We start from the raw sequence: 26885 nt of genomic DNA, 5'->3' as shown, positions 1-26885 counted from the left end.
CCGACAAACGAAGTTTCTGACGAACTTCATTCTGCAAAGGACTGCATCCTCAATGCAGTCGTTGATCCTGAGGGCTTTCCGAGCGCAGCGATGCCAAAAACTCCCGATACAGGCGTGCCGAGCCGGCGGGCGCTTCGACCATGGGCATATGGCCGATGCCTTCCCAGATTTCCACGCGCAAATCAGCGATGCCCTTGCTCCAGATGGCGACGCTGCTGACATCGATCAAGCGATCCTTGCGCCCCCACAACAACAGTGCGGGGACCTTGATCGACGGAAGTTTCGGCTCCATCGGCGGGCTGGCGCGGAATTCGCGGAAGATTTCTTCCAGTTCGTCCCGCGTCTGTTGATAGCGATGGGCGATGGCATCCAGCACCACCCGCGGTACCCACGGCGGATCGGCCATGGTCATGGCATAAAAATATTTGAATTCTTCCCGCGAGTTGATCAGGAACGGATTGTGGCCCCGGAACAAATGGTGCTCCAGATCACTGGGTTCGGGCGAGGCGACGCCCGCCGGGTCAAACAGGGCGACCGAGGCAATGCGTTCCGGATAGGTGGCCGCCAGCCAGGCCGCGATATAGCCGCCCATGGAGTTTCCGATCACATGGACCTTCTCGACCCCGCACACATCCAGCAGCTGGATCATGCGCTTGGCCTGCAGTGGAATGTCATAGCCGCCACCGGCCTTGAAGCCGGTTTCGCCGTGGCCGGCAATGTCGGGGATGATCACCCGGTAATTGCCGACAAAGTACCGGGCAAAACGCAGCCAGATATTTTTATCGGCGCTGTAGCCGTGAAGCATCAACACATTGCTGGATGCCTCGTACGGCCCGCCTTGCCAGGTCGAGACGGTCATTTCGCTGATGGGCACCACAATCTTGTGCAACTTGTACAACCTGGCCTCTGCGGCCACGCTCAAGTCGTACAGCCAGTACCCGATGGCCGGGTAGCTCAACCAGCTCCAGGCCGCAAAAACCGCGATAGCAACAACCAGTAAAAGCATCAGGCGTCTTCCTTCTGACGGATCAGGACAATATGTGATCGGCGGGTTTCAGGGCTCGGGTCAAGCGGTGAAAGCTGAAACTGAACCCGGGAAACATGGCAATCACATGACCGCTCTTGCTTTGATACCAACTGTGGCAGCCTCCGGACTTCCACACCGTGCGTTCCATTTCTCTATGGATCATTTCAGTGTAGGTACGTTCTGCCTCGGGGCGTACTTCGATGCTGCGCAAACCTTGTGCTTTTAACGTGCGGATGCAGTCGAGGATGTAGTTCATCTGCGATTCGATGATGAACAGCGCCGACGTGTGGCCGATCCCTGTGTTCGGGCCGGTGACGATGAACAGGTTGGGAAAGTCCGGCAGGCTGGTGCCCAGGTAGGCTCGAGGGTACTCGGCCCAGAAATTTCTGAGCTGTGTGCCGTTTTTTCCGGTGACCGGGTAGGAAATCACCCCGTCGGTGGCGTCATAACCGGTGGACCAGATAATCAGGTCCAGGTCGATGTGCTGGCCGTCCTGCATGAGAATGCCGGTTTCGTCGATCTCGGCGATGCCCTGTTCGCGGCTGTGCAGTGTCACGTTGCGGCGGGCCAGCGCCGGGTACAGGGTACTCGACAGAATCACCCGTTTGCAGCCAATGGTGTAGTCCGGCGTGAGTTTTCGACGCAGTTCGGCGTCCGGTACCTGGCGTTTGATGAAGCGCAGGGCCTGATGCTGGACGATGCGCACTGCCGGTTTTGAGTATTTGAAGGCAATCACCCGGGTTTCGAATTGCCAATAGATCATCCAGCGCAGCAGCTTGTAGGCGGGCTTGAGCCCGAGCAGCCAGCGCTGGAAGCGGCCGAAAGTGCGGTCCGCGCGGGGCAGTACCCAATGCGGTGTGCGCTGGAACACGTGCAAGTGCCCGACGTCCGGGGCGATCGCCGGAATCACCTGGGCCGCGCTGGCACCGCTACCGACGATGGCCACGCGTTTTTGCCGGTAATCGTAGGAATGGTCCCAGTTATTGGTGTGAAAGGTCTTGCCTTGAAAGCGTTCCTGGCCCGTGAAGTGCGGCACCACCGGTTGACTCAGCGGCCCGGTGGCATTGATCAGGAACTGCGCATGAAACGTGCCTTTGCTGGTGTGCACCGCCCAGCGTTTGCCCTCATCGTCCCATTCCACGCACTCGACATTGGCGTGCAATTCCACCCGGTCGCGCAGGCCGAAGCGCTCCACCACATATCGCGTGTAGCGATGCAGTTCGGCCTGTTCGGCGAACATTTGCGTCCAGCGGTAAGGGGCGAAAGACAACGAGTAGAGCGGCGAGGGCACGTCGACCGCCGCGCCGGGATAGGTGTTCTGGCACCAGGTGCCACCGAAGAAGTCCCGTCGTTCCAGCAGGCGAAAGTCGGTGATACCGGCCTTGAGCAAATTGACCGCTGCACACTGCCCGCCAAAGCCGCTGCCGATGATCAATACCTGAAAGGTCTGCATGGGGCTCCTGTTTGCCGTTATGGGTCCAACCCTATCTTCATGTATAGCCGTTTCTGTGGCGCTTTTTGCTTTTGCTTTTGTAGGAGCAAAGCTTGCCCGCGAAGGCGGCCTGATAGCCGACCTGTCTCTTATTGACTGGGTACATATCCATTCCTTCGGTAACTGCGACTGGCGGTTTCGCCCTTACGGCGAGTCACTTTTAACAAACGCCCGGAGTGCCGGCCCAGTTAAAAGTAACCAAAAGCGCTCGCCCCGGCGTCCGGCCCCTCGCTGAGGCTCGGGGTTCCTTCGCTCCGGTATTCATCCGGAGGCATTGCCCTCCGGTTGGCTTCGCTGCACCTACATGCAATGGGTTCGACTGCGTCGAATGGCGCTGCGCGCCAATCCCCGGATGAACACCTCCACTCAGCCTCCCGATGGGGCGGGTGGATCAAGATCAAGAGCTGAAGGCGAGCTAACGCTCGGCCTGATGAGTGGTGAAAAGCAGCGGGTGTACGTCGACCCATTATGGGAGCGGGCTTGCCCGCCATAGCGGTGTGTCAGGCGACGATGCAATACCGGCTGCCCATCACTCCTTGACGCTCATGAACTCTTCCGCCCAACGGATGTATTCCTCGGGCTGGGTATAGGTATGCGTCAGTTCGGTCGCGCTCAAATCCGAGGCCTGGGTAAAGATCTGGCGCTGTTCGCGCAGGCTGTCGTACGTCGCTTTGATCGCGGCGAAGTAGGCACCGTGGCCATCGATGGTGACGCGCACGCCCAGTTCGGCCAGGCGTTTGTCGTCGCGCAGGGCCGGGTTGCCGTAGGTCACCAGCATCAGCGGTACGCTCAGGTGTTCGGCGATCTGTTCCAGATGGTCGAAATCCTTCACACCCACCATGCAAATGCCGTCTGCGCCGGCGGCCTGGTATTGCTTGGTCCGGCTGATGATTTCCTGGACCGGCAGGATCCCTGCGTGGGTGCGGGCGATGATGGCCATTTCCGAATCGCACCGGGCTTCCAGTGCCGCGCGAATCTTGCCGACACCTTCGGCGACGGTGATCAGGTCGGTGGATTTGCGGCCGAATTGCGCCGGCAGCAAGGTGTCTTCGATGGTCAGGGCCGCCACGCCGGCCCGTTCGAGTTCGACGATGGTGCGCATGACGTTGAGTGCGTTGCCGTAGCCATGGTCGGCGTCGGCAATCACCGGCAATTGGGCGACACGGCCGATGCGGGTGGCCTGCTCGGCGAATTCGCTGAGGGTGATCAAGGCAAAGTCAGGGGCGCCCAGTACCTGCAACGACGCGACCGAACCACCCAGGATGCCCACTTCAAAGCCCAGATCGGCGGCAATGCGTGCCGACATCGGATCGAAGACCGATGCGGTGTGGTAGCAGGTGTTGGAAGCGAACAGTTGACGAAAATTGCGGCGCAAATCTTGATGAGACAGCCTGGACATATGAGTTCCACCAATGGAAATGGAAGGGCTTGAGCAAAAGTGTCAACGCCGAATGTGTTAGAGGCTATCACGGGTGCATGTTAGGAATGATGACGAATTTAACGTGATTACTGCCTTTTGTTCGGGTGCCTGCCGATCAAGCCGCCACTGCCCGTGCCTGTTGCTTGAGCATTGGCACACCGCGCACCCCATCACCGGGTTGCAGTTGCAGCCGTTTGGCGGTGAGACGGTCGACCATCAGGCAATTGCCGACCTGCCGCGCCGGGGCGGTAGTGATACGGCAGTTTTCCAGGCGCCGATTGTGGATCAGCCACATCGGCGCCTGGTCGTCCGGGGTGCCGATGGCCAACTCCAGCAATTGACTGTCGCGCACGGTACGGATATTCGGCACCGGGGCCTCGATGACCGGGCCCGCGTCGAAGATGTCGATGTAACCCTGGTTGGCAAAACCCTCGCCAGTGAGGATTTTCAGCGCCGGTTCGCTGTTCGGATGAGGTTTACCGATGACAGCCTGGGCTTGTTCGGTGAGCAGGCAGGTGTAAAGCGGTTGTCGTGGCATCAGTTCGGCAATGAACGACTTGTTGCCCAGCCATGACAGGTGATCGGCATGGCTGAAATCCATCTTGAAGAAGTGACGGCCCACGCTGTCCCAAAAGGGCGAGCAACCTTGTTCGTCAGCGCGGCCGCGCAGTTCGGCAATAAGCTTGTCGCCGAACAGGTGCGGAAACTCCGCGACAAACAACAAGCGCCCCAGGGAAAGCAATCGACCGTGACCGCCCAGGCGCTGATCGGGGCGCAGGAACAACGAGCAGAGTTCCGATTGGCCGGTCATTTCGTTGTTGAGGAACAAGGTCGGAATGTGCCGTCGGATGCCCAGGTCCGCTGATGAGCTGACTGTCAGCCCGACCCGGTAGTTGTACCAGGGTTCGCGCAGACCGACGGCCCCGGTCAGGGCGCTGACGCCGATCACTTGCTGATCGTCGTCCTCAAGTACGAACAGGTAATCGGCATCGGCGCGCTCGACCTGTTCGGCGAAGGTTCGTTTTGCCCAGCGCAGACGATGGGTCAGGCGCTCCTCGTTGGCCGGCAGGTTGGTCAATCCGCGGCCCGCTTGCCGGACCAGCGCAAGCAAGGCGGGCAGGTCGGTGACCTGGACCGGACGGACAATCATGCTGCAACTCCTTGTTCGCGCCGGATCGGGCGTCGTCGTTGGGCACCGTGCCGGTTGATGCTCACAGGGCGATCAGCCGGATCGGGCTGCCTTCGCCTACCTTCAACGCTGTGCACATGCCGGCGTCCAGAATCACAGGTTGCCCGGCGATGTAATCCAGTTCGGCGACAATGGCCCGAAAGTTTTCCAGTGAATCGTTGCTCACCAGATAGCTACCACGGGCGTCGATGGCTGAACCAGGTTTGGCCGAAGCGGTATGGCTGCGGGCGATGGAACGGATGCCGCCGGTGCGCGCAAACAGGGTAGGGCCGCCATCGAACAGATCGACATAGCTGTTGGTTTCGAACCCCTCACGCTCCAGGATATCGAAGGCTTCCTGGCCGTCGGGATGAATTTTGCCGATGCAGTCTTGCGCGGCTTTTGGCAGCATCGGCACGTAGATCGGGTACTGCGGCATCAATTCGGCGAGAAAGGTGCGGCTCTCCAGGCCACACAGTCGTTCAGCCTCGACGTAGGGCAGATCGAAGAAGTGTTTGCCCACGGCATCCCAGAATGGCGAGTGGCCCTCGTCGCTGCTGTAACCGACGATCTCGGTAATCACCGCATCGGAAAAACGCCGGGCATGGGCGGCAATGAACAGCAGTCTCGCCCGTGACAACAGTTCCGACAATGCCGTGCGTTCCAACGCTGCATCGATATGGAACCCTCGCAGCAAGGTGTGGCCACTGAGGTCATGGCACACCGACAGCGCCGGCACGTCGTGTTCGATGTTCAGCTCCCGCGAGACGCTGTTGAAATGGCGATTGCGCAAGCTGTAGAACGGCTCGCTGAAACCAGCAGTCGCGAGAATTTCCGAACACCCCGCCAGGCGCTGGGTCGCCAGGTCTTCCAGCACGAAGAGGTAGTTCTCGGGGCCGGGGCTGTACACGTCTTGCTCGAACGACGTGCAGGAGTCGAGAATTTTATCGCGCAGGCGTTCGTTGTCGTCTGGCAAGGACGTGACGCCCACCAGGCTTTCGCGGGCAAGTCGCTGTAACTGGGGCAGGTCGGTTAACTGCACTGGACGCAAGACCAGCATGGATTCAATCCTGTATCAAAGGGCCCGGCGACTGGCACCGGACCTGACTATCACTGTCGGTTTCCACGCGTTGAAGCGGCGGTCACCTTGCCAGGCGCCGCTCTTTTTTGTCAGTCGTTACTCGTACATCGCTGCCCGGCTCACCTCATGCAATGGGTGCAGGGGCTGTGAGTTACCTATGGCTTTGCCTTCGGACGGCGCAAGGTCCACACCAGAATCGACGATCGGGTCATTGAATGAGGGCATCCGGGCTCCTGCTGGATGGGAACGATAATCCGTTGAAACCAGTATTTATTTAAGGCGCGTTACATGTCTAGTTAATTTTCGCGTTGTTCAGAACGCCTGGTCACGGGCTGAATGCTCATGGGCCGGAGGCTACGCGGATGTCGATCGATCTTGTAGGGCATGGCCCATAAGAATGTCGGAGAAGGCTGCTATTGAGCGATGAAATGCCAGCGAGAGCCTATATCATTGGTTCAAACGAAACACCCCCGATCAATCTTGTTACGGCACAATTGCGCGATATTCCGCGGTAAGACGCCGTTTTTCCTTTCTATCGACCGAGAGATTTTTCGTGCAGGCGACCCGTTTGACCTTGATATGCCATGCGCGAACCATCGCACAGAAATTGGCGCGTTTTCCTACGAATGAGCCATTGGAGATGGATTGGCAATCGGCAACCGGTTCGCTCAGTGCCCGATTCAAGGGTTCGCCAAGGCTGATGTGCGCTCCGGAGCTGCGGACCCGGCAAACCGCCAAGCTGTTCGGCAATACCGTGGAAACCGTCGAAGCACTCAGGGATTGCGATTTCGGTCGCTGGAGCGGGGTACGTATAAACGATCTGCAAAAAGACGAGCCCGAACAGCTGGAGCGCTGGCTCGCCGACCCGGCTTCGGCGCCCCACGGTGGTGAATCCGTGACGCAAGTTGTCGAGCGGGTGGCCGCGTGGCTGGCGACGCTGGAGGCGACACCCGCTCATGTCGTAGCAATAACCCATCCGTTTATCATCCGCGCCGCGCTGACAACCGTGTTGCAAGGTTCGGCGTTCAACCTGATTGATGTCGAGCCGTTATCGGCCATTGAATTGAGGTTCAATGGTTGCTGGCGGCTACGCTTGCCGGGCAGCGAGCCCGAAGGAACGCGTTGATGAAAAAACTTCTGGTCATCGGCATCGGCGCCGGCAACCCCGACTACATCACGATGCAGGCGGTGAAGGCGTTGAATCGGGTCGACGTGTTTTTCCTTATGGACAAGGGCCAGAGCAAGGACAAGCTGATCGATCTGCGCCGGGAAATCTGCGAACGCTACATTACTGAGAGGGACTATCGCTTTGTCGAAGCCCAAAGTCCGGAGCGCGAGCGTGGCGATGTGGACTATACGGCCAGTGTCGATGATCTGAACCTGGCCAAGCAGCGCACCTTTGAGCGGCTGATCAACGAAGAAATATCCGACGGTCAGTGTGGCGGTTTCCTGGTGTGGGGCGATCCGGCGTTGTACGACAGCACGCTTCGCATCCTGCAGGCGATTCTGGCGTCAGGCGCCTGTGTGTTCGAGTTTGAGGTCATCCCCGGCATCACCAGCGTTCAGGCACTGGCGGCGCAACACAAGGTGCCCCTCAATCAGATCGGCCGCTCGGTCGAGATCACCACCGGCCGGCGCCTGGCGGCGGGGCAGGTAAGCGATGCCGACAGCCTGGTGGTAATGCTCGATGCGCAGGATGCCTACCATCAGGTGGCGGATCAGGATACCGAGATTTTCTGGGGGGCTTATCTGGGGACGCCGGATGAGATCCTGATCAGCGGCAAGCTCAAGGATGTGGCGGATGAGATCGAGCGGGTGCGCAAGGCGGCGCGGTTGGCCAATGGCTGGATCATGGATACCTATCTGCTGCGCAAGCCTTGAGATAGGGGTTGTCTAGGCTGGCCCCCTCAATAAATGGCCTTGCCCCCACGCCCAAACCGCTCCCGATACACCGACGGCGGCACTCCGACCACACTGCGAAACGCCACCCGAAAGCTTTCCACTGATCGATAACCACAGCGCTGGGCAATCTGCTCGGTGTTATGGTTCGTGCTTTCCAGCAGTTCGCGGGCGCGACCCAGGCGTTCGTGTTGCAGCCACGTCTTGGGCGACTGGCCGCTGGCTTCACTGAAACGCCGCAGAAATGTGCGCTCGCTCATGGCCGCTTCGCTGGCCAGGTCGCGCACTTCCAGCGGTTCGTGCAGGCGCTCACGTGCCCATTGCATGACGCGGGAAAGATCGCTGCGCGGTGTAGGACTGACTGGTGTTGGAATGAACTGCGCCTGGCCACCGGTGCGTTGCGGCGACATCACCAGTCGCCGCGCCACGGTGTTGGCCACCTGGGTGCCGAAATCCCGTGCCACCAGATGCAGGCAGGCGTCGATGCCGGCCGCGCTGCCCGCCGAGGTGATCAACTGGCCCGAGTCGACATACAACACGTCCGGGTCCACCAGAATGTCGGGAAAACGTTCGGCCAGTTCCGTGGTGTAGCGCCAGTGCGTCGTGGCGCCGTGACCATTAAGCAAGCCGGTGGCAGCCAGCACGAATACCCCTGAGCAGATCGACAATAACCGCGCGCCCTGGGCATGAGCCTGGCGCAGGGCTGCAAGCAGCGCTTCGGGCACGGCCGCGTTGCGGTCGCGCCAGCCGGGAATAATGATGGTCCGGGCCTGTCCGAGCAGTTCCAGGCCGCCATCGGCCAATACCTGGATGCCGCCCATGGCGCGCATCGGCCCCTGATCGACGGCGACGATTTGATGTTCGTACCAAGGGAAATCGAATTCCGGCCGCGCCAGGCCGAAGATCTCCACGGCGATGCCGAATTCGAAGGTACAGAGGCCGTCGTAGGCCAGAATCGCGACCAATCCAGGGGCAGGCTGCATTTGGCGGAAAATTCCCGATGAGTGTCTTGTGCGCCACTGTAGCGTCAAGTGGCATGCGGATAAAGTCAGTTCACACCTACTGACACTCCGGAGTACTGCCCATGACCAGCCTGGTCCGCGAAATTCCCGCTGCCCCGTCGGCCATCGCCCTGATGCATTTCAGCAACCGTCTGACCTTTGAAACCGACTGTTCCGACGTCCACGGCAGCCAACAGGCCGGCGAAATCGATTTTGTCCTGGTGGACGTGCGTGGCCCGTTGGCATTCGAGCGCGGCCATGTGCCAGGTGCGATCAATATTCCGGGACGTTTGCTCACGGCCGAAAGTCTGGCGGCCTATCCGAAAAGCAGTTTGTTCGTGGTCTATTGCGCTGGGCCGCACTGCAATGGCGCGAACAAGGCAGCCGTGAAACTGGCGGCGCTGGGTTATCCGGTCAAGGAGATGATTGGCGGTGTGACCGGGTGGCTGGATGAAGGGTTTGAATTGAGTGTCGGGGTGCAGCGGCTGGTGGACACGGTAATCGGTTGCGAATGCTGATCTTTAAACAACCCCTGATCAGATGTGGCGAGGGGAATGCCATGAGTTCAGCGAACCGCTGATGCCGCCCACCACTCATCCAGCGTCACCTGCAACCAGTCAGCGACTGCGGCATGGGCGGCGCTGTCCTGCGGGTTACGAGGCAATGGCGACTCTTCGGCAAAATGCCGGTTCAGCACAGCCACTGACTCGGCATTCCACTCCGGATGAAACTGCAAACCCACCCGCGTCGGGCCTACGCGGTACATCTGCTGTGCACACTGTTCGCTGCTGGCCAACAACTGAGCGGCCGGCGGCAGGTCGATGGCGTCTTCGTGCCATTCCAGCACCTTCAGACGCTGACCATCGATAAAGGTAACGCGTGTCCAACCCGTTTCAGTTCGCTCCATGCGCCGCACATTACCCCCCAGGCCAAGGGCCAGTAATTGTGCCCCCAGGCAAATGGCGAATACGGCCGCACCTTGCTCCAGACTCTGTGCCAGCCACTGGCGTTCGGCCTCCAGCCATGCAGGCCCGGCATTGGATTCATAGGGCCCGCCCAACAGAATCACTGGCGCCGCGCTCGCTGCGGGCAGTTGACCGAGGTCGGCGCGAAAGACGTTCAGCTTCACGCCACGGGAGTCGGCCCACGCCGCGATGGCGCCAGGACCCTCGGCGGGGTGGTGCTGGATCAGGTTCAACTCGGACATCACGCTATTCTCAAGGCAGATTGGCACTCAATGTGCCGCAAAAAAGGGCTCGTCGCCAGCACGGCTCTTCAGTCGCAACGCCGCCGAAATCTTGTGCCACCGCCCAAGCCACTCTAGACTGCCGGCCTCTTCGGTCCCTGTCCGCCACAAGCGAACGACCGAAAGCTGCCTATCCAAAGCTGCCAATAAAAGCCTCCGCACATAGGAGTTATAAATGAAGAAGCTAGTGATGTTCGGTGCCCTGGCACTGTCGATGTTGTCCCTGACCGCCGTGGCCGAAGACGCCAAACCGATCCGCATCGGTATCGAAGCCGGTTACCCGCCATTCTCGATGAAAACCCCTGACGGCAAACTCACCGGTTTCGACGTCGATATCGGCGACGCGCTGTGCGAGCAGATGAAAGTGAAGTGCACCTGGGTCGAGCAAGAGTTCGACGGCCTGATCCCGGCGCTGAAGGTCAAGAAAATCGATGCCATCCTGTCGTCCATGACCATCACCGACGACCGTAAGAAGAACGTCGATTTCACCATCAAGTACTACCACACCCCGGCGCGCTTCGTGATGAAGGCAGGTACCGACATCAAGGACCCGCTGACCGAACTCAAAGGCAAGAAGGTCGGTGTGCTGCGCGCCAGTACCCACGACCGCTTCGCCACTGAAGTGCTGGTGCCGGCCGGTATCGAGCTGGTCCGTTACGGCTCCCAGCAGGAAGCCAACCTGGACATGGTCTCCGGTCGCGTCGACGCGCTGCTGGCCGACTCGGTCAACCTCGACGACGGTTTCCTGAAAACCGACGCCGGTAAAGGCTTCGCTTTCGTGGGCCCGACCTATGAAGATGCCAAATACTTCGGCGGCGGAGCCGGTATTGCTGTGCGCAAAGGCGATAAGGAGCTGGCGGACAAATTCAACACCGCCATCACCGAAATCCGCGCCAACGGCAAGTACAAGCAAGTGCAGGACAAGTACTTCGATTTTGACGTTTACGGCCATTAATACGCCGTAGAAAAAAGTGGCCCCGTTGACGCGGTGGCCACTTTTTTTATGCTCATGATTTATTCTGGCCACCACATTCCCATGTAGGAGCTGCCACAGGCAGCTCCTACAGAGATACCGGAGTTTTCCAATGCAACGCATCGACCACCCACTGCCCTGGAGCCACCTCGGAACCGAGCGCACCCTCAGCGTCTTTCGTTATGGCACCGGCACGCGCAAGGTCTACATCCAGGCCAGTCTGCACGCCGATGAGTTGCCGGGCATGCGCACGGCCTGGGAATTGAAGAAACGCCTGACCGAGCTGGAAAGTCAGGGGCAGTTGCAAGGGGTGATCGAACTGGTGCCGGTGGCCAACCCCATCGGTCTCGATCAGCACTTGCAAGGCAGCCACATGGGCCGTTTCGAACTCGGCAGCGGCAAGAACTTCAATCGCGCATTCGTCGAACTCAGTGCCCCGGTGGCGCAGTTGATCGGTGATCGTCTGGGCAGTGATGCCGAGGCCAATATCGCACTGATCCGCCAGACCATGGGCCAAGTACTCGACGGCTTGCCGGCCCCGGCTTCACAACTGGAGGCGATGCATCGTTTGTTGCTGCGTCATGCCTGCGACGCCGACATCACCCTCGATCTGCATTGCGACTTCGACGCGGCGATTCATATTTACGCCTTGCCGCAACACTGGCCGCAGTGGCGATCCCTGGCGGCGCGCTTGAAGGCCGGCGTGGCGCTGCTGTGTGAAGATTCCGGCGGCAGCTCTTTCGATGAGTCCTGTTCCTCGCCGTGGTTGCGCCTGGCCAGGGCCTTCCCCGACGCGGTGATTCCCCCGGCCAACCTGGCGACCACCCTGGAATTGGGAAGCATGGGCGACACCCGGGTCGATCAGGCGCAAGCCAATTGCGAGGCGATTCTGGGCTTTCTCTCTGAACAGGGCTTTATCAAGGGTAACTGGCCGGCGGCGCCGGATGAATGCTGCGAGGGCATGCCGTTCGAAGGCACCCAATACCTGTTCGCACCCCACCACGGTGTGGTCAGTTTTCTGCGGGAGGCCGGTGAATGGGTGGAGAAGGGCGATGCACTGTTTGAAGTGGTCGACCCGTTGAACGACAAGGTCACTACCGTACGGGCGGGCACCAGTGGCGTGCTGTTTGCCATCGATCGCGGGCGCTATACGCAACCGGGGACCTGGCAGGCGAAAGTGGCGGGGCGCGAGCCGATTCGGGTGGGCAAACTGATTAACGACTGATCCGGAGATTTACTCCGTTTGATTCGACCTCATCGCGGGCAAGCCCGCTCCCACAGAGGCGTGCAAAACCTGTGGGAGCAGGCTTGCCCGCGAAGAGGCACTCGGCTTCACCTGAAATGTCCCTGCCTGTCTCACAGTGTTAGGCTCTGCCCCGAATCCTGCGCACTGTGAAGGAAGGCTTATGTTGAAGATTCTCGCTCTGCTCACGCTGCTGGCATCTGCCGCTGTCCACGCTCAAACCCCACTGCAAACCGACCTGCCGCTCAAATACCTGGAACGGGCCAACCCCGATTCCGGCGATCAGCCCCTGGTGATTTTCCTCCACGGGTACGGCAGTAACGAGCAGGATCTGTTCGGCATCAAGGATGAGCTGCCCACGCAATACAATTACCTGTCAGTGCGGGCGCCGATGGTGATGGAAGAGGGCAGCTACCAGTGGTTTCGCAAGAAGGGCGAAGGTGCCTACAACGGTGAGACCGACGATCTGAAGTCCAGCGGCCAGTTATTGCTGGATTTCGTCGTAGAGGCGGCGCGCAAGTATCACACTGAACCGGACAAGGTGTTTCTGGTGGGGTTCAGCCAGGGCGCGATCATGTCCTACGAACTCGCCCTGCGGCATCCCGAGGCTGTGGGCGGGATCGCTGCGTTGAGCGGGCGGATTCTGCCGGTACTCAGGTCCGAATTGAAACCGGATGAAAAACGCCGGTCACTGGCGATTTTCATCGGTCATGGCACGGCGGACAAACGTCTGCCGTACAGCGACGGCACCGAGGCCAACAGCCTGTTGCAGAGCATCTCACTCGAGCCTGAGTTTCACGCGTACCAGGGTGTCGGCCATAGCATCAGCGCCGAAGAAATGCAGGATTTGAGCGCCTGGTTGCAGCGCCTCAACCCTTGACGCTTATTTGCCGCTGACGATCTGCTTGATCAGCGTCTCGTGGGCTGCCATGTCGCCAGGGCGGGAAATGACCTGAATTACGGTCATGCGATTACCGGACGCCGCCATCAGTGTGGTGTTGAGGGTCATGCCGCCACCTTGGCTGGCGGTGCTGTCGATTTGACGCACACCCAGCCCGGTACTTTTCAGGGTCAGGCTTTTTTCACTGAGCTTGTTGTAGTCCGGCAGGGCCTTGCGTTGCGCCGCGTCGAAGTCGGCCACAGTGCCGTCGAGAAACGCACCGTCGTTGTCCTTGACCTTGGCACCATCCGGCAAGCTGTTTTCAGCCGCGATCACCACGGTCTTGGTCGTTTCGTTGGCATACATGGTGCCGCTTGCACCGGTAGGGCTGCTTGGCAGCGCGTTGGCAACGAAGCCCTTTGGCAGGGTGAACGTGAACTTGCCGCCGAGCATCGAGACTTTCTGTGTCGATGTCGCTTCTTTGGCCGGGGCCTTGGCCGCCTGCGCATTCAAAGCCCCCAATGTGGCGACCGCCGCCAGCATCAGGACAACGGCTTTTTTACTCAACAGTGACATGGGTGAATCTCCAGGTATGGTCGCGCAGTGGGGCGGCGATCATCCCATGGAGGTTGGCGGGCATTCCAGTGTGGGCTAACGGACGGTCATTGATGTTGGGTGCTGAGTGTATTCCTGCCTGGCGTGTAAAACGGTCAGTATTTCAACGTGCTCTTTCACTTGGTAGACCACCACATAGTTTGGATGGACAAACATTTCCCTGGTATCGGGCAATCGGCCGGACTTGAAGCTGTAAGGCATGAAGGATAGACCTTCAGTAGCAGTCACAATCGTGCGGTGCAATGAAGCAGCGGCAGCGGGGCTGTATTGCTCGATGTAGTCGATGATCTCGGTCAGGGCGTCAAGAGCTTGGAGTTTCCACTTAACGAGCCGCAAGACGAGCTTTACGCTTGTCTTCTAACATTTTTTCAACCATGGCCATGGCTTCGGCATGTGGAATGCTCGGGCGTGGATCATCCAGCGAAGCCTGGACCTTGGCGCGAAACCAGCGGTCATAGCTGGCGGCCTGCTCTTCGGTTTCAAACTCTGAAACGATGGGGGAAAGTTCGGTGCTCATGGTGATCTCCAGGATCAATGGAAAGCAGTCTATTCGGAATGTGAGGTGTTGTCGTCGCTGTCTCGATGAAGTACTCCCTGCCCAAGCGCGTGGGCGCTTACTCCACCCGATTCAAATCCTAAGCTCCACATTTCCGACCGCCAACCTTCAAAAGACGTTGGATATTTCCTCGATCCTTTTACGAAGTATCCGTTGTAGGAAGACTGCCAGAGTTGCTGGGTGTGCGGAGTTGTTGGGTTACTCGTGCGAAACGATCGAGGGTGTTGTAGGCGTTTTGATCGTCGGTTGTGAAGTGGCGATGACCGCACCGGCAATAATCAGTAATGCGGGGATCATCAGGAGCGGGCTGGCGTGGCTGCGCCCGACGACGATCAGCAGCAGGGTGGAAACCAGCGGAGCCAGGTAGGACAGCGCGCCCAAAGTGGCCAGGTTGCCGTGTTTGGTGGCGTGGTCCCAGGCAAAAAACGCCAGTCCCGCCGGGCCCAGCCCGAGAACGACAAGCGCTGCCCACTGACGCGCGTCGGGCCACACCGTGGTCTCGAAAGCCAGGTGACAGATCAGGCCGCCCACCGCAGACATGCCGCAGATGCCCCCGATGATGCTGCTCGGCACTTCCTTGAAACGGCGGTTGAACACCGAATAACCGGCCCAGATCAAGGCGCAGCCAAACGCCGCGAGGTATCCGGGTATCGGCATCGCGGCGGCGGAGTCCGAGCCGCGTTGCTGCATGATGAACGCCGTGCCCGCCAGGCCCAACAGGGCGCCGAGTACCTGGCGCTTGTGCAGCTTCTCCGCGGCGGCGAAGGCCGACAGCAGCACCAGTAGCAGCGGCCACAGGTAATTGATCAGGCTGGCTTCGGCCGCCGGCGCAGCCTTGAGGGCGAAAAAGTACAGCGCGTGATAAACGAAGATGCCGACAAAGCCCGTCGCCCATACCGCCCAGGGTTGACGCCAACTGTTGAACCCGTTGATTCCGTGGCGACCCAGGATGAGCAGGCTGGCGACGAACGCCACGCCGAAGCTCAGGGTCAGCACTTCGAACGGCGGCAGGCCTTCGGTGAGGGTGGTCAGTAACGCCAGACAGGACCAGAGAAAGATCGCGATCACGCCGACCGCGGTGGCGGAGTGGGCACTACGGACGCGAGACGTGGCCATGTCTGTTCCTTCAGTCGTAGAACGGGCGACTTCCTTGCCCGATGACCTGATGCAGCTTAGCGCTTGATCGCGGTTCGTCCAGCGTCCGCCGTCACCGGGCCGACAGGACGCGCCAGCAGGCGCTTGGTCACGCCCAGCATCGCCACCGACACGGCCACGCCGAGGGCAAACGCGCTCATCCCCATGCCGGGTAACGCCAGCGCCAATACCAGGCAGAACGCCGAGAATGAATACATACCGGTCGCCGTTGCGCGCAGCAGGGCAGCGGTAAACGCCGGGCCACGGGTTTGCTGGGAGAACACCGCCATCACACTGCCCAGCACCGGGAACACCGCAAGCAGCCCGCTCCAGCGGTCACCGACGGTGCTGGCGAGCAGGGTAACGGCCAAAGTCAGCAGGGCGCCAGCGACCATGCGCAGCAGCAGTTTGTCGGACTTTGGCGCCGGGCCGGAAACGATCGGTTGCACCGAGGGGAACAGGTAGGGCGCGGCCAAAAGGGCAGAGGCGGCGGCAAGCACGGATACCAGCAGTGACGGCGGGATCAACGACAGCACCACGGCGACTGCCGCCCAGACTGACAGCGAAATCGTCAGCGCCAGCGGCCATTGCGCTCTCTGGGCGACCTGCGCATAGGTGACGCAGAAGGCAATCATCGCGAACATGGCTGACAGCGCTGCCAGGGCCGATTGTGCGGCGAACAGTTCGCCCTGTTCGATGGCCAGGAAGAACAGAATCGGCCCGACCACCACCGGCAACCCCGACAACCAACCCGCCACACTCGGCCCCCAGCGCTTGCCGGCCAGGGAAATCAGCAGCAGGAAACCTGGAATTACCAGCAGTTTGAGCATCAGCACGCGTACGTCTCCAACCTGTGTCAGGGGCAACATTAGCAGGATTACTCGATGTGTACACAATTTATGTATACAAAGTATCCCCTGTAGAGCGAGCGCGCTCGCGAAAAACGCTCAGGCACTGCGGTCATCCAGACAGCACGCGTAATCGTTGGAGTCCATGTTCGACACCTTGCTGGTGCTGGCCCTGCAGAACCGTGGCTTCCGTCGTCTGGAAGCGATCATGCTGGTGCTGGTGGGCACCATTGGCGCGTGTTTCTTTGTCGAGCTGCTGTTGATCAAGCCTTTCTGGCCGGATGTCGCCCAAGGCTTCACGCCATCACTGTCCGCTCTCGCCGATGCTGCGCCGCTGTACCTGGCCATCGGCATTCTCGGGGCCACGGTGATGCCGCATAACCTCTACCTGCACACCTCGATCGTGCAAACGCGGCTGATCGGCAAGGACCAGGCCAGCAAGCAGGACGCGGTTAAACTGGCGCGCATCGATACCATCGGCTCCCTGGCCTTGGCGCTCATGGTCAACGCGGCGATCACAGTGGAAAACGTCAAATCTATGGAGGGAGAGCCCGTGTTAGACGAGCGCTGTACATGTCCTGCTGGGTGGTAATCCGTCATCAGCCTGACTTCAAGGCACGTTATGACGGTCTTCGGGAGCGAGGCAAGAGCGCGAAAGTCGCGCTCTTGCCTGCATGCGGGTACTGCTGATCAGGCTGAATGCCATGCTGAGAGACGGCACCGAATGGCGGTGACGAATGGCAGGGTGAAGACAGTTGCTCCCACAGAGTGAATGCATTCCAAATGTGGGAGCGGGCCTGCCCGCGAAGAACGATTACGCGGTCTGAGCCTGAAACGCCTCAACCACAAAATCAATAAACACCCGGGTCTTGGCCGGCATCAGTGTCCGGCTCGGGTAGTACAGCGAAATCCCCCCCGCATCGCCATGCCAGTCCGGCAACAGCCGCACCAGTTCACCGCGCTGGATGTTCGGCAACACATCGGACAATACCAGCAACGTCACGCCCAGACCGAGGATCGCGGCTTCACGCATGGCGGCAGGATCGTTGAGTACGATGTTTTCGTTCAGACTGGCCAGTTCCTCATTTCCCGCTGCATCGCGCATGACCCACTGGCGAATGCGCCCGGTGCGGGTGCCGCGCATCACGATGCCCTGATGTCGGGACAGAGCAGCCGGGCTGGCGGGTGCAGTGCATGCAGCCAGATAAGCCGGTGATGCAACGGCCACCACCTGCGCCGGCGCCAGGGTTCGCGAGACGACCCCCGGCGTCAATTCGAAGCCACCGCCGATGGCCGCGTCATAACCTTCGGCAATCAGGTCCACGGCGCGGTTTTCGAAATGCCATTCCGGGCGGATCAGTGGGTAGCGCGCCAGAAAGGCCGGCAACAGCGGCAGGATATGGCCGATGCCGAAGGTCGGCGCCAAGCTGACCTTGAGCACCCCCGCAGGCGTGCCCCGATCGGTCGTGACTGCGTCGATCGCCGCTTGCAACGCTTCCAGGTTCCCGCCGATGTTGGCCAGAAAACGCTCACCAGCCTCGGTCAGCGACAGCTTGCGGGTCGAGCGCTGGAACAGGCGCACGCCGATGTTGCGCTCGAGTATCGCCACATTGCGGCTGACGGCGGCCGGGGTCAGTGCGAGCAAACGGGCGGCCGCGGAAAAGCTGCCGGTTTCGGCGCTGCGCACAAAGGATTCGAGGTTGGCGAGGGTTTCCACGGTGGGCACCTGTTAGCAAGGCTTGAAAATCATTCAAGTCATTACCCGCTAATCAGTTACCAATGGCAAGCGCAGTATTCACTCCATCCCCAACCCACGGAGTGAAAAAACCATGACGTCTCAACTTCCTCTTGCCGGCAAAACCGCACTGGTCACTGGCGGTTCCCGCTCCATCGGCGCGGCCATCGCCAAGCGCCTGGCGGCTGACGGTGCCAACGTCGTGCTGACCTTCAGCGCATCCCCGACCAAAGCTTTTGAGGTGGTGCAGGCCATCGAAGCCGCTGGTGGCCGTGCCCTGGCGATTGCCGCCGATGCCGGTGATCCGGTGGCGGTGCGTGGGGCGGTGACGCGCACCCTCGAAGCGTTTGGCAGCCTGGACATTCTGGTCAATAACGCCGGCATCGCCTTGGGCGGACCGATTGAGGACATCAGCTTCGACGACTATCAACGCATGATCGCGGTCAACGTCACCGGAGTGTTTGTTGCCACCCAGGAAGCGGCGCGCAACATGAAGACGGGCGGTCGGATTATCCACATCGGTTCGTCGATGACCCATTACGCCGCGTTCCCCACCGCCTCGCTGTACACCCTGACCAAAGGCGCCATCGCCGGTTTCAACCGCAGCCTGGCCCGTGATCTCGGGCCCAAGGGTATTACCGTCAACACCGTCCATCCAGGCCCGACCGACACCGACATGAACCCGGACGGCGGCCCGGTCAGCCAGATTGTCGGCCCCGGCATCGCCATCGGCCGTTACGGCAAACCCGAAGATATCGCCAGCGTCGTGGCTTTCCTGGCCAGCCCCGGAGCGGCGTTCGTCACCGCCGCCGACATTATTGCCGACGGTGGCTTCACCGCCTGATGGCCCTGCGACGAAAGAGCTTTAGAAACACTGGCGGTGTAGCCAGACTGCGCGGCTCTTCGTGGGTCCCCGCGCAGTCTGTTGAACGCTTTACGCCCGCTCGATCGCCAATGCCACGCCTTGACCACCACCGATGCACAGGGTGGCGAGGCCTTTCTTGGCGTCGCGCTTGATCATTTCATGCAGCAGGGTCACCAGCACGCGGCAACCCGAGGCACCGATCGGGTGGCCGAGGGCGATGGCGCCGCCGTTGACGTTGACCTTGCTCAAGTCCCATTCCAGGTCCTTGGCCACGGCCAGCGATTGTGCGGCGAACGCTTCGTTGGCTTCGATCAGGTCCAATTGGTCAATCGACCAACCGGCCTTGTCCAGACAGCGGCGCGTAGCCGATACCGGGCCGATGCCCATGATCGCCGGGTCCACGCCGGCGTTGGCGTAGGCAGCGATTTTCGCCAGTACCGGCAGGCCCAGGGCTTTGGCTTTTTCCGCGCTCATCAGGATTACGGCAGCGGCACCGTCGTTCAGCGACGAAGCGTTACCGGCGGTCACCGAACCGTCCTTTTTAAAGGCCGCTTTCAGCTTGCCCAGGGATTCGGCGGTAGTGCCGGCCCGTGGCTGTTCGTCGGTGGCGAAGGACAGCGGATCGCCCTTGCGCTGCGGGATCAGGATCGGCGTGATCTCATCGGCAAAACGCCCGGCTTCGATGGCGGCCGTGGCTTTCTGCTGCGAGGCGGCGGCGAAGGCATCCTGCTGCTCACGGCTCAGGCTGTACTTCTCGGCCAGGTTCTCGGCGGTGATGCCCATGTGGTAATCGTTGAACGCATCCCACAGGCCGTCGCTGATCATGGTGTCGACGATTTGCGCGTGGCCCATGCGCAGGCCGGTGCGAGCACCAGGCATGACGTAGTTGGCCAGGCTCATGCTTTCCTGGCCGCCGGCGATGATCACATCGGCGTCGCCGCAGCGAATGGCCTGGGTAGCCAGGTGCAGGGCTTTCAAGCCCGAGCCGCAGACCTTGTTCAAGGTCATGGCGGGTACGGCGAAGGGCAGGCCGGCCTTGATCGAGGCCTGGCGCGCAGGGTTTTGCCCGGCGCCGGCGGTCAACACCTGGCCCATGATCACTTCATCGACTTGCGCAGGATCCAGGCCGGTTTGCGCCAGCAGTTGACGGATCACCGCAGCGCCCAGGTCAACCGCGGAAACATTGGCCAGGGCACCCTGGAAACTGCCGATCGCGGTGCGCGTGGCGGCAACAATGACGACTTCTTGCATGGAATGATTCCTCACTGGGCGGCGAACTGCATTTCCGGAACGTGGTCCGGCACGATCAGTTTACCGGCGGTTTTGGCGACGATCTCTTCGACGCTGACACCCGGTGCACGCTCTTTGAGAATGAACGCGCCGTTTTCGATTTCCAGGTAGGCCAGGTCGGTCAGCACACGCTTGATGCACCCGGCGCCGGTCAGGGGCAGGCTGCATTGGGACAGGAGCTTGGACTCACCGTCCTTGGACGCGTGGGTCATGATCACGATGATGTTGTCTGCACCCGCCACCAGGTCCATGGCGCCGCCCATGCCCTTGACCAGCTTGCCGGGGATCATCCACGAGGCGATGTTGCCTTGCACGTCGACTTCAAAGGCACCGAGCACGGTCAGGTCGACATGACCGCCGCGAATCATCGCGAAGGACTCGGCCGAGGAAAAGATCGAAGCGCCGATGCGCGCGGTCACGGTTTGTTTGCCGGCGTTGATCATGTCGGCATCGATGGTTTCTTCAGTAGGAAAAGGACCCATGCCCAGCAGGCCGTTTTCCGACTGCAGCATGACTTCCATGCCTTCGGGGATGTAGTTGGCGACCAGGGTCGGAATGCCGATGCCCAGGTTCACGTAGAAGCCGTCCTGCATTTCGCGGGCGACGCGTTGAGCCATTTGTTCGCGGGAAAGTGCCATTGTTGTTTTTCCTTCATTCGGTCCGGGGGCAGGGGATCACTTACGCACGGTGCGCTGTTCGATGCGCTTCTCGAACGTGCCGCAAATGACCCGATCGACGTAGATGCCAGGGGTGTGGATCTGCGACGGGTCCAGCTCGCCGGGTTCGACGATTTCCTCGACTTCTACCACGGTGATCTTGCCGGCGGTGGCGGCCAGCGGGTTGAAGTTCTGGGCGGTGTGGCGATAGATCACGTTACCGAAATGGTCGGCTTTCCAGCCTTTGACGATGGCGAAGTCACCGGTGATGGATTCTTCCATCAGGTACTTGCGGCCATGGAATTCGCGCACTTCCTTGCCCTCGGCGACCGGGGTGCCGACGCCGGTGGCGGTGAAGAAGGCCGGGATGCCGGCACCGCCCGCGCGCATTTTTTCGGCGAGGGTGCCTTGGGGAGTCAGGATGACTTCGATTTCGCCTTTGAGCAGTTGCTCTTCGAACAGCTTGTTCTCGCCGACGTAGGAGGCCACCACTTTGCTGATCTGCCGGTCTACCAGCAGCACGCCGAGACCGAAACCGTCGACGCCGCAGTTGTTGGACACGACGGTGAGGTCGCGGGTGCCTTTGCGCTTGATCTCGGCGATCAGGTTTTCCGGGATGCCGCACAGGCCGAAGCCGCCAGCGATCACGGTCATGCCGTCTTCAAGACCTGCCAGGGCTTCCTCGTAGGAACTCACGCGCTTGTCGAAACCTGCCATATGCACCTCTTTTATTCTTTGTGGGCGGCTGGCTAGCCGTATGGGGTTGAGTGTCGCGCCGGAGAATTCATTTGTTAAGTTGATTTTTAATGTCGATTAATTCATAAAACTCAACAAATCGCTGCTTTTCAACTTGCAGCTTGAAGCTTGTAGCTTACAACTGGAGCGAAGCGACCATGACCATCAAGCAGATCCGCGCCTTTCTGGCCGTGGCCCAGAGCCTGAGTTTTGCCGTGGCTTGCGAACGCCTGCACCTGTCGCAATCGGCCTTGAGCCTGACCATCAAGGCGCTGGAAGAGGGCCTTGGCGGACGGCTATTCACCCGCAACACCCGTAACGTGGCACTGACCGCCGAGGGCGAGTCCCTGGTGCCTTTGGCGCGTCGCCTGATCGCCGACTGGGACAATGCCGAGGATGAACTGCGCCAGCGTTTCACTCTGCAGCGCGGCCGCGTAACCCTGGCGGCCATGCCTTCTTTCGCAGGTAACCTGCTGCCACCGATCCTCAAGACATTCCGCGCCCGGTACCCGAATGTCAACGTCACGGTCAACGATGTGATCAACGAGCAGGTATTGGAAATGGTCCGTGACCGCCAGGTGGAACTGGGGGTGGCGTTCGAGCCGACCATGAGTTCCTCGCTGCAATTCACCCCGCTGTACATCGACCGGTTCGTGGCGGTGGTGCCCCATGACTCGCCACTGGTCGAGCTGGATCAAATTGACTGGCAGACCTTGCTCAAGGAACCGTTCATCACCTTGCAACGGCCGTCGACGGTGCGGGTGATGCTGGAAGAGCATTTGCAGGTTCGGGGCATGAAGCTGCCGGTGGAGTTTGAAAGCCATCAACTGGCGACCGTCGGGCGCATGGTCGCCAGCGGGTTGGGCGTCAGCGCCGTACCGGCCTTGTGCGCCGGGCAAATGCGCGAACTGGGCGCGTGTTGCATTACCCTGCGCGAACCGGTGGTGGAGCGGGCGATCGGCGTGCTGACCTTGCCGGGGGGAGAGCTGTCGGCGGCAGCGCAGGCGTTGTTCGATGTGTTTAAAGAAGAGAACCTTGGTGAGCGAGTTTCCAATCAGTGATCACTCTCCCACAGGGTTCTAGGTTGATCAGAGAGAAAGGCGTTGTGCCAATAGCGGCAATAGTTGCTCGCACGACCCTTCGATCTTCAAATCCAGAATCTCATCCGCCCGCGTCTTGCCCAGGTTGATCGCCAGCAATGGCTTGCCCTGATCCACCACCGCCCGGCACAGGCGAAACGCCGAGTAGGCCATCAGCGACGAGCCCACCACCAGTAACCCCGCCGCCTTTTCCACCGCGGCCATGGCTTTTGCCGCCGTTTCCTGTGCGACATTCTCGCCAAAAAACACCACGTCCGGCTTCATCCGTTCACCCGCGCAATGGGGGCATTGCGGGACCTGGAAACGCAATTCGAAAGCAGGGTCCAGCAGGGTGTCGCCATCCGGGGCCTGCACAGCGTCGACGCCGGCCAGATACGGGTTTTGCGCTTCCATCAGGTGCTGGATCGAGTCGCGCTCGCTGCGTTTTCCGCAATCCAGGCACAACACCCGGTGCAGGCTGCCGTGGAGTTCGATCACGTCATGGCTGCCGGCCTGGTCGTGCAGGGTGTCGACGTTCTGGGTGATCAGCCCGCTGATTTGCCGATTGCTTTGCAAGCGGGCCAGGGTGTCGTGGGCCACGTTCGGCTGAGCCTGGCGCACGCGCGGCCAGCCGAGCATCGCCCTGGCCCAATAACGTCGTCGGGATTCGGGCGCCGAGAGGAATTCCTGATACATCATTGGCTGCCGGCCGCGCCGCACACCCTGGTTGTCGCGATAGTCCGGAATGCCAGACGGGGTGCTGATGCCGGCACCGGTCAGGACCACGAATGGCTCGTCGGTCATGAGTTGCTGGAGTCGGTCGAGCTGTTCATGAATGAGGGGGTCGAACACGTTCAGCACTCCGCGGTTGAGTGCCTGCAGATTAGCATTTGCCGATCATTGGCTACGATCGCAATGCATCCTTTGTAGGAGCAAAGCTTGTCTCCGGGCGGCGTTCCGACGATAGCGATCTTGAGGACGCCATCGCCGGCAAGCCGTGCTCCTACAGTATTTGCGCGGTGTTTATTTACGCGCCTCCAGAATCAGGTTGAACGGCGTCTCCGTGGCCCGCCGGAATGTGCTGAATCCCGCCTCGGTGAAGACTTTGCGCAACCGCGCCTCGCCTGCCTGGGCACCGAGCCCTAGGCCGACTTCCTGGGACAGCGAGTTCGGCGTGCAGATGAAGGTCGAAGCGGCGTAGAACAACCGGCCGACCGGGGTGATGTTGTCGTCCAGCGAATCGTTGGCGAACGGCTCCACCAGCAACACCGTGCCGTCCGGCTTCAACGACTCGTAGGCATGCTTGGCCGCGCCCACCGGATCGCCCATGTCGTGCAGGCAGTCGAAATAGCAGACCAGATCATAGTCGTCGCCGGGGTAGCTTTTCGCCGTACCCTGGAAGAACCGTGCCCGGCCGGATACACCGCCTTCCTCGGCACGCTGGGTCGCGACGGTGACGGAGGGCGCGTGGTAGTCGAAACCGACGAACCGCGAATTGGGGAAGGCCTGGGCCATGATCACCGTCGATGCGCCATGGCCGCAGCCGATGTCTGCCACTTTGGCACCGGCCTCCAGTTTGGCCATCACGCCGTCGAGGGCCGGCAGCCATTCGGCGATCAGGTGAGCCTTGTAGCCGGGCCGGAAGAACCGTTCCGTGCCGCTGAACATGCACGGATGGTGATCGCCCCAGGGCAGGGCGCCGTTGCCGCGCATGGCGTTGACCAGTTTGTCCTTGTCATGGAAGAACGACGCGACCACCCCGACACCGCCCGCGATGTAGACCGGCGAGTCTTCGATGGCCAGGGCCAATGCTTGTTCTTCAGGGAGGCGGAATTTTCCGTCGGTGTGTTCCATATACCCCGAGGCGGCATGGGCGCTGAGCCATTCGCGCACCAGGCGGGGGTTGCAACCGGTCTTGGCGGCAAGTGCTTCGGGGCTGATCGGCTGGCTGTCGGCCATGGCCCGGTACAGACCAAGTTCTTCGCCGAGGATGACATTGGCGAGCATCGCTGCGCCGCCCATGTCGTTAACCAGTTTGCCCATGAAATCGTTGAGTCTGGCCTCGTCCATCACGTGTGCTCCTTCGGGAGGATCACGGTCCAGAGGCGTTGGTGGTCGACACGTTCGCCCTGGGCGGTGGTCGTGAGAATGAACAGGACAAAGGCACGTCCTGCGTGGGTTAAGTTTAGTTCGGGGAGAGAAGGGCGCTATCTCAGGCGACGAGGGTCCTTTGTGGGAGCGAGCCTGCTCGCGAAGGCGGTGGGTCAGGCAACTCCCTTTCGACTCAAAGGCAGCTTTCGCGAGCAGGCTCGCTTCCACAGGGCTCAGCAGTGATATCGAAGATCGCATGTATCCAAATGTATCTAACCGACCTCCCGATACAGTCCGCCTGAACTCAAAGCCACCACCGAACACAGACCAGATACAAACCTGCGATGAACTGTTCAGGTTGTTTTGGCGCCGTTGAACCGTGGCGGCCAAGACCCTTTCCCTGGCCGCCTGCGTCGGCGGCCGTTCGCTTTCGACTCTGTGCCGCGCCTGATGCGGCCAAGGGGACCACAATGACAACGCTTGCGCCTGAACCCAATCTCGACACCCCGCCAGTCGATCGCCTGCGGGTCGATCGTTACACCAACGGCATCATCGGCCCGAGTCAGCCGATGCTCGGTCCGCTGGCCGACGGCGGCACCCTGATCACCGGGACGCCGCCAGGCTGTTGGGGACCGATGATCACGCCAGCGTTTGAAGGCGGCCATGAAGTGACGCAACCGGTGGCCATTGCCGGTGCGCAAATCGGCGACGCCGTGGCCATCAAGATCAAAAGCATGCGTGTCACCTCGCTGGCCACTTCCTCCGGGGTCATGTCCTTCGTCGAGGGGCGCTACAACGGCGATCCGTTCGTCTCGAAGTTCTGCTCCAAGTGCGGCACCGAGCATCCGGCCAGCCATGTCGAAGGCATTGGCGAAGACGCGATTCGCTGCAACAATTGTGGCGCGGAGGTCAGCGCGTTTCGCTTCAGCCACGGTTATGTGATCGTGTTCGATGCGCAGAACCAGGTCAGCCTGACGGTCAACCAGGACATCGCCAACCGGCTGGCCGGCGATGCCTCCGAAATGTCGGCGCTGCCGGAATTTGCCGCGCAACATTCGATCCTGTCCCTGGCCCGTGCCGACATCCCCGGTGTCGCCGCGCACATGCGCCCGTTCCTCGGTAACATCGGCACCATGCCGTCCCGCGATTTGCCCGACTCGCACAACTGCGCCGATTTCGGCCAGTACCTGATCAACGCACCGCACCGTTTCGGCATGACCCGCGAAGAGCTGCACGCGGCCAAGACCGACGGCCACATGGACACCAACTCGATCCGCGAAGGTTGCGTGTTGATCTGCCCGGTGAAAGTACCGGGGGCCGGGGTGTACATGGGCGACATGCATGCCCAGCAGGGCAATGGCGAGATCGCCGGGCATGCCACCGATTGCTCCGGGGAAACCGAAGTGGTGGTGCAGGTGGTGAAAAACCTGACGCTGGAAGGCCCGATCCTCCTGCAAAACCTCGATGACTTGCCGCCGATGGCGCGGCCCATGAACGCCGAACAACGGGCCAATGTCCGCGCGCTGGGTGAGCGTTGGGGTCAGCACGAGATCGAGCAGAGCGGCCCGATCACCTTCATCGGCAGCGGCGAAAACCTCAACCTGGCGGTGGAAAACGGCTTGCAGCGCGCCGCCAATGTCACCGGCCTGCCGTATGACGAAGTGCTCAACCGCGCCACCATCACCGGCTCCATCGACATCAGTCGCCTGCCGGGTACCGTGCGCGTGACCTTCCTGTGCCCCATGAATGTGTTGGACCGCATGGGCATCGGCCATCTGGTGCGTGAGAAGTACGACCTGGCGTAAATCCAAGCGGAGGGGGGCTCTTGGGAAAGTGTATCGCAGTGTGTAC

The 26885-nt window shown here is 60.7% G+C and carries 27 protein-coding genes and 2 pseudogenes; 11 read left to right on the top strand and 18 right to left on the bottom strand.

Translation table 11 applies throughout. The annotated features are described in order from the left end of the window. Window positions 1-49: 49 nt before the first annotated feature. From FFS64_RS27145 to FFS64_RS27115, 5 genes are all read right to left on the bottom strand, one after another. Window positions 50-1006, bottom strand: a complete 957-nt coding sequence (locus FFS64_RS27145) for an alpha/beta fold hydrolase (protein ID WP_137807872.1) — start codon at window positions 1004-1006, stop codon at window positions 50-52. A 22-nt stretch (window positions 1007-1028) separates the two neighbouring features. After that, the gene (locus tag FFS64_RS27140) at window positions 1029-2480 is read right to left on the bottom strand and encodes an NAD(P)/FAD-dependent oxidoreductase (RefSeq protein ID WP_137807871.1); all 1452 of its coding nucleotides are present in this window, start codon (window positions 2478-2480) and stop codon (window positions 1029-1031) included. A 568-nt stretch (window positions 2481-3048) separates the two neighbouring features. Further along, on the bottom strand, window positions 3049-3918 hold the full coding sequence (locus tag FFS64_RS27130) for an oxaloacetate decarboxylase (protein ID WP_137807870.1): 870 nt from the start codon (window positions 3916-3918) through the stop codon (window positions 3049-3051). Between the two features lie 136 nt (window positions 3919-4054). Then, complete coding sequence (astA, locus tag FFS64_RS27120) at window positions 4055-5089, bottom strand: arginine N-succinyltransferase (protein WP_137807868.1); 1035 nt, start codon at window positions 5087-5089, stop codon at window positions 4055-4057. Window positions 5090-5150: 61 nt separating this feature from the next. Next, window positions 5151-6167, bottom strand: a complete 1017-nt coding sequence (locus FFS64_RS27115) for an arginine N-succinyltransferase (protein WP_137807867.1) — start codon at window positions 6165-6167, stop codon at window positions 5151-5153. A gap of 574 nt (window positions 6168-6741) precedes the next feature. On the opposite strand from FFS64_RS27115, the gene FFS64_RS27110 reads away from it, so the two are divergent. Further along, window positions 6742-7314 (top strand): histidine phosphatase family protein, encoded by a 573-nt coding sequence (locus FFS64_RS27110; protein WP_137807866.1) that lies wholly within the window; start codon window positions 6742-6744, stop codon window positions 7312-7314. Continuing rightward, complete coding sequence (cobF, locus tag FFS64_RS27105) at window positions 7314-8069, top strand: precorrin-6A synthase (deacetylating) (RefSeq protein ID WP_137807865.1); 756 nt, start codon at window positions 7314-7316, stop codon at window positions 8067-8069. Before FFS64_RS27110 ends, cobF begins: the two co-directional genes overlap by 1 nt. Before the next feature lie 26 nt (window positions 8070-8095). Here cobF and ftrA read toward each other — a convergent pair whose 3' ends face one another. Next, window positions 8096-9070, bottom strand: coding sequence for a transcriptional regulator FtrA (gene ftrA / locus FFS64_RS27100; protein ID WP_137807864.1), 975 nt, complete (start codon window positions 9068-9070; stop codon window positions 8096-8098). A 101-nt stretch (window positions 9071-9171) separates the two neighbouring features. Here ftrA and FFS64_RS27095 point away from each other — a divergent pair, with 101 nt between their 5' ends. Then, window positions 9172-9606: a rhodanese-like domain-containing protein gene (locus tag FFS64_RS27095; protein WP_137807863.1), complete on the top strand. Its 435-nt coding sequence runs from the start codon at window positions 9172-9174 to the stop codon at window positions 9604-9606. Between the two features lie 47 nt (window positions 9607-9653). Here FFS64_RS27095 and FFS64_RS27090 read toward each other — a convergent pair whose 3' ends face one another. Beyond that, window positions 9654-10295, bottom strand: coding sequence for a type 1 glutamine amidotransferase (locus FFS64_RS27090; RefSeq protein ID WP_137807862.1), 642 nt, complete (start codon window positions 10293-10295; stop codon window positions 9654-9656). Between the two features lie 214 nt (window positions 10296-10509). On the opposite strand from FFS64_RS27090, the gene FFS64_RS27085 reads away from it, so the two are divergent. From FFS64_RS27085 to FFS64_RS27075, 3 genes are all read left to right on the top strand, one after another. Continuing rightward, window positions 10510-11289, top strand: a complete 780-nt coding sequence (locus FFS64_RS27085; protein WP_095193484.1) for an ABC transporter substrate-binding protein — start codon at window positions 10510-10512, stop codon at window positions 11287-11289. A 130-nt stretch (window positions 11290-11419) separates the two neighbouring features. Further along, on the top strand, window positions 11420-12532 hold the full coding sequence (locus FFS64_RS27080; protein ID WP_137807861.1) for a succinylglutamate desuccinylase/aspartoacylase family protein: 1113 nt from the start codon (window positions 11420-11422) through the stop codon (window positions 12530-12532). 181 nt (window positions 12533-12713) lie between these two features. Beyond that, a complete protein-coding gene (locus FFS64_RS27075; protein ID WP_137807860.1) occupies window positions 12714-13430 on the top strand; it encodes an alpha/beta hydrolase in 717 nt (238 codons plus the stop codon). A 3-nt stretch (window positions 13431-13433) separates the two neighbouring features. On the opposite strand, the gene FFS64_RS27070 is transcribed toward FFS64_RS27075, so the two are convergent. From FFS64_RS27070 to FFS64_RS27050, 5 genes are all read right to left on the bottom strand, one after another. Beyond that, a complete protein-coding gene (locus FFS64_RS27070; RefSeq protein WP_137807859.1) occupies window positions 13434-14006 on the bottom strand; it encodes a hypothetical protein in 573 nt (190 codons plus the stop codon). A 75-nt stretch (window positions 14007-14081) separates the two neighbouring features. Continuing rightward, the gene (locus tag FFS64_RS27065) at window positions 14082-14381 is read right to left on the bottom strand and encodes a type II toxin-antitoxin system RelE/ParE family toxin (RefSeq protein ID WP_137807858.1); all 300 of its coding nucleotides are present in this window, start codon (window positions 14379-14381) and stop codon (window positions 14082-14084) included. After that, window positions 14368-14562 (bottom strand): stability determinant, encoded by a 195-nt coding sequence (locus FFS64_RS27060; RefSeq protein ID WP_137807857.1) that lies wholly within the window; start codon window positions 14560-14562, stop codon window positions 14368-14370. Before FFS64_RS27060 ends, FFS64_RS27065 begins: the two co-directional genes overlap by 14 nt. Window positions 14563-14799: 237 nt before the next feature. Beyond that, window positions 14800-15717: a DMT family transporter gene (locus FFS64_RS27055; protein ID WP_137807856.1), complete on the bottom strand. Its 918-nt coding sequence runs from the start codon at window positions 15715-15717 to the stop codon at window positions 14800-14802. Between the two features lie 56 nt (window positions 15718-15773). Beyond that, window positions 15774-16571 carry a hypothetical protein gene (locus tag FFS64_RS27050; RefSeq protein ID WP_137807880.1) on the bottom strand — a complete coding sequence of 266 codons (798 nt, stop codon included), beginning with the start codon at window positions 16569-16571 and terminating at the stop codon, window positions 15774-15776. Window positions 16572-16731: 160 nt separating this feature from the next. On the opposite strand from FFS64_RS27050, the pseudogene FFS64_RS27045 reads away from it, so the two are divergent. Both FFS64_RS27045 and FFS64_RS27040 read left to right on the top strand, forming a co-directional pair. Beyond that, a pseudogene (locus tag FFS64_RS27045) lies at window positions 16732-17106 on the top strand (divalent metal cation transporter); the annotation flags it as partial. Continuing rightward, window positions 17094-17317, top strand: a pseudogene (locus FFS64_RS27040) (transposase); the annotation flags it as partial. The pseudogenes FFS64_RS27045 and FFS64_RS27040, both read left to right, overlap by 13 nt. A gap of 80 nt (window positions 17318-17397) precedes the next feature. Here FFS64_RS27040 and FFS64_RS27035 read toward each other — a convergent pair. After that, window positions 17398-18300 (bottom strand): LysR family transcriptional regulator, encoded by a 903-nt coding sequence (locus FFS64_RS27035; protein WP_137807855.1) that lies wholly within the window; start codon window positions 18298-18300, stop codon window positions 17398-17400. Between the two features lie 112 nt (window positions 18301-18412). Between FFS64_RS27035 and FFS64_RS27030 the strand changes: the two genes are divergently transcribed. Continuing rightward, window positions 18413-19162, top strand: a complete 750-nt coding sequence (locus FFS64_RS27030; RefSeq protein WP_137807854.1) for an SDR family NAD(P)-dependent oxidoreductase — start codon at window positions 18413-18415, stop codon at window positions 19160-19162. Window positions 19163-19252: 90 nt separating this feature from the next. Here the strand turns inward: FFS64_RS27030 and FFS64_RS27025 are convergent, their stop codons facing one another. Genes FFS64_RS27025 through FFS64_RS27015 form a run of 3 tightly spaced genes read right to left on the bottom strand, consistent with a single transcriptional unit; the run spans window position 19253 to window position 21846 of the window. Beyond that, a complete protein-coding gene (locus tag FFS64_RS27025) occupies window positions 19253-20434 on the bottom strand; it encodes an acetyl-CoA C-acetyltransferase (RefSeq protein WP_137807853.1) in 1182 nt (393 codons plus the stop codon). A gap of 11 nt (window positions 20435-20445) precedes the next feature. Beyond that, the gene (locus tag FFS64_RS27020; RefSeq protein WP_057399619.1) at window positions 20446-21111 is read right to left on the bottom strand and encodes a CoA transferase subunit B; all 666 of its coding nucleotides are present in this window, start codon (window positions 21109-21111) and stop codon (window positions 20446-20448) included. 36 nt (window positions 21112-21147) lie between these two features. Beyond that, window positions 21148-21846: a CoA transferase subunit A gene (locus FFS64_RS27015; RefSeq protein WP_095193495.1), complete on the bottom strand. Its 699-nt coding sequence runs from the start codon at window positions 21844-21846 to the stop codon at window positions 21148-21150. A gap of 176 nt (window positions 21847-22022) precedes the next feature. Between FFS64_RS27015 and FFS64_RS27010 the strand changes: the two genes are divergently transcribed. Further along, window positions 22023-22925, top strand: a complete 903-nt coding sequence (locus FFS64_RS27010) for a LysR family transcriptional regulator (protein WP_137807852.1) — start codon at window positions 22023-22025, stop codon at window positions 22923-22925. Window positions 22926-22952: 27 nt separating this feature from the next. Here the strand turns inward: FFS64_RS27010 and FFS64_RS27005 are convergent, their stop codons facing one another. Together FFS64_RS27005 and FFS64_RS27000 are read right to left on the bottom strand one after the other, a co-directional pair. Further along, the gene (locus FFS64_RS27005) at window positions 22953-23795 is read right to left on the bottom strand and encodes an NAD-dependent protein deacetylase (RefSeq protein ID WP_137807851.1); all 843 of its coding nucleotides are present in this window, start codon (window positions 23793-23795) and stop codon (window positions 22953-22955) included. Between the two features lie 171 nt (window positions 23796-23966). After that, window positions 23967-25013 carry a class I SAM-dependent methyltransferase gene (locus FFS64_RS27000; RefSeq protein ID WP_137807850.1) on the bottom strand — a complete coding sequence of 349 codons (1047 nt, stop codon included), beginning with the start codon at window positions 25011-25013 and terminating at the stop codon, window positions 23967-23969. 491 nt (window positions 25014-25504) lie between these two features. On the opposite strand from FFS64_RS27000, the gene FFS64_RS26995 reads away from it, so the two are divergent. After that, window positions 25505-26839: an acetamidase/formamidase family protein gene (locus tag FFS64_RS26995; RefSeq protein ID WP_137807849.1), complete on the top strand. Its 1335-nt coding sequence runs from the start codon at window positions 25505-25507 to the stop codon at window positions 26837-26839. The last annotated feature ends 46 nt before the right edge of the window (window positions 26840-26885 follow it).

Origin of the sequence: Pseudomonas sp. G(2018), assembly GCF_005502415.1 — a bacterium.
In the GTDB taxonomy this organism is placed as follows: domain Bacteria; phylum Pseudomonadota; class Gammaproteobacteria; order Pseudomonadales; family Pseudomonadaceae; genus Aquipseudomonas.
This window is presented reverse-complemented; position numbering and strand designations above follow the sequence as displayed.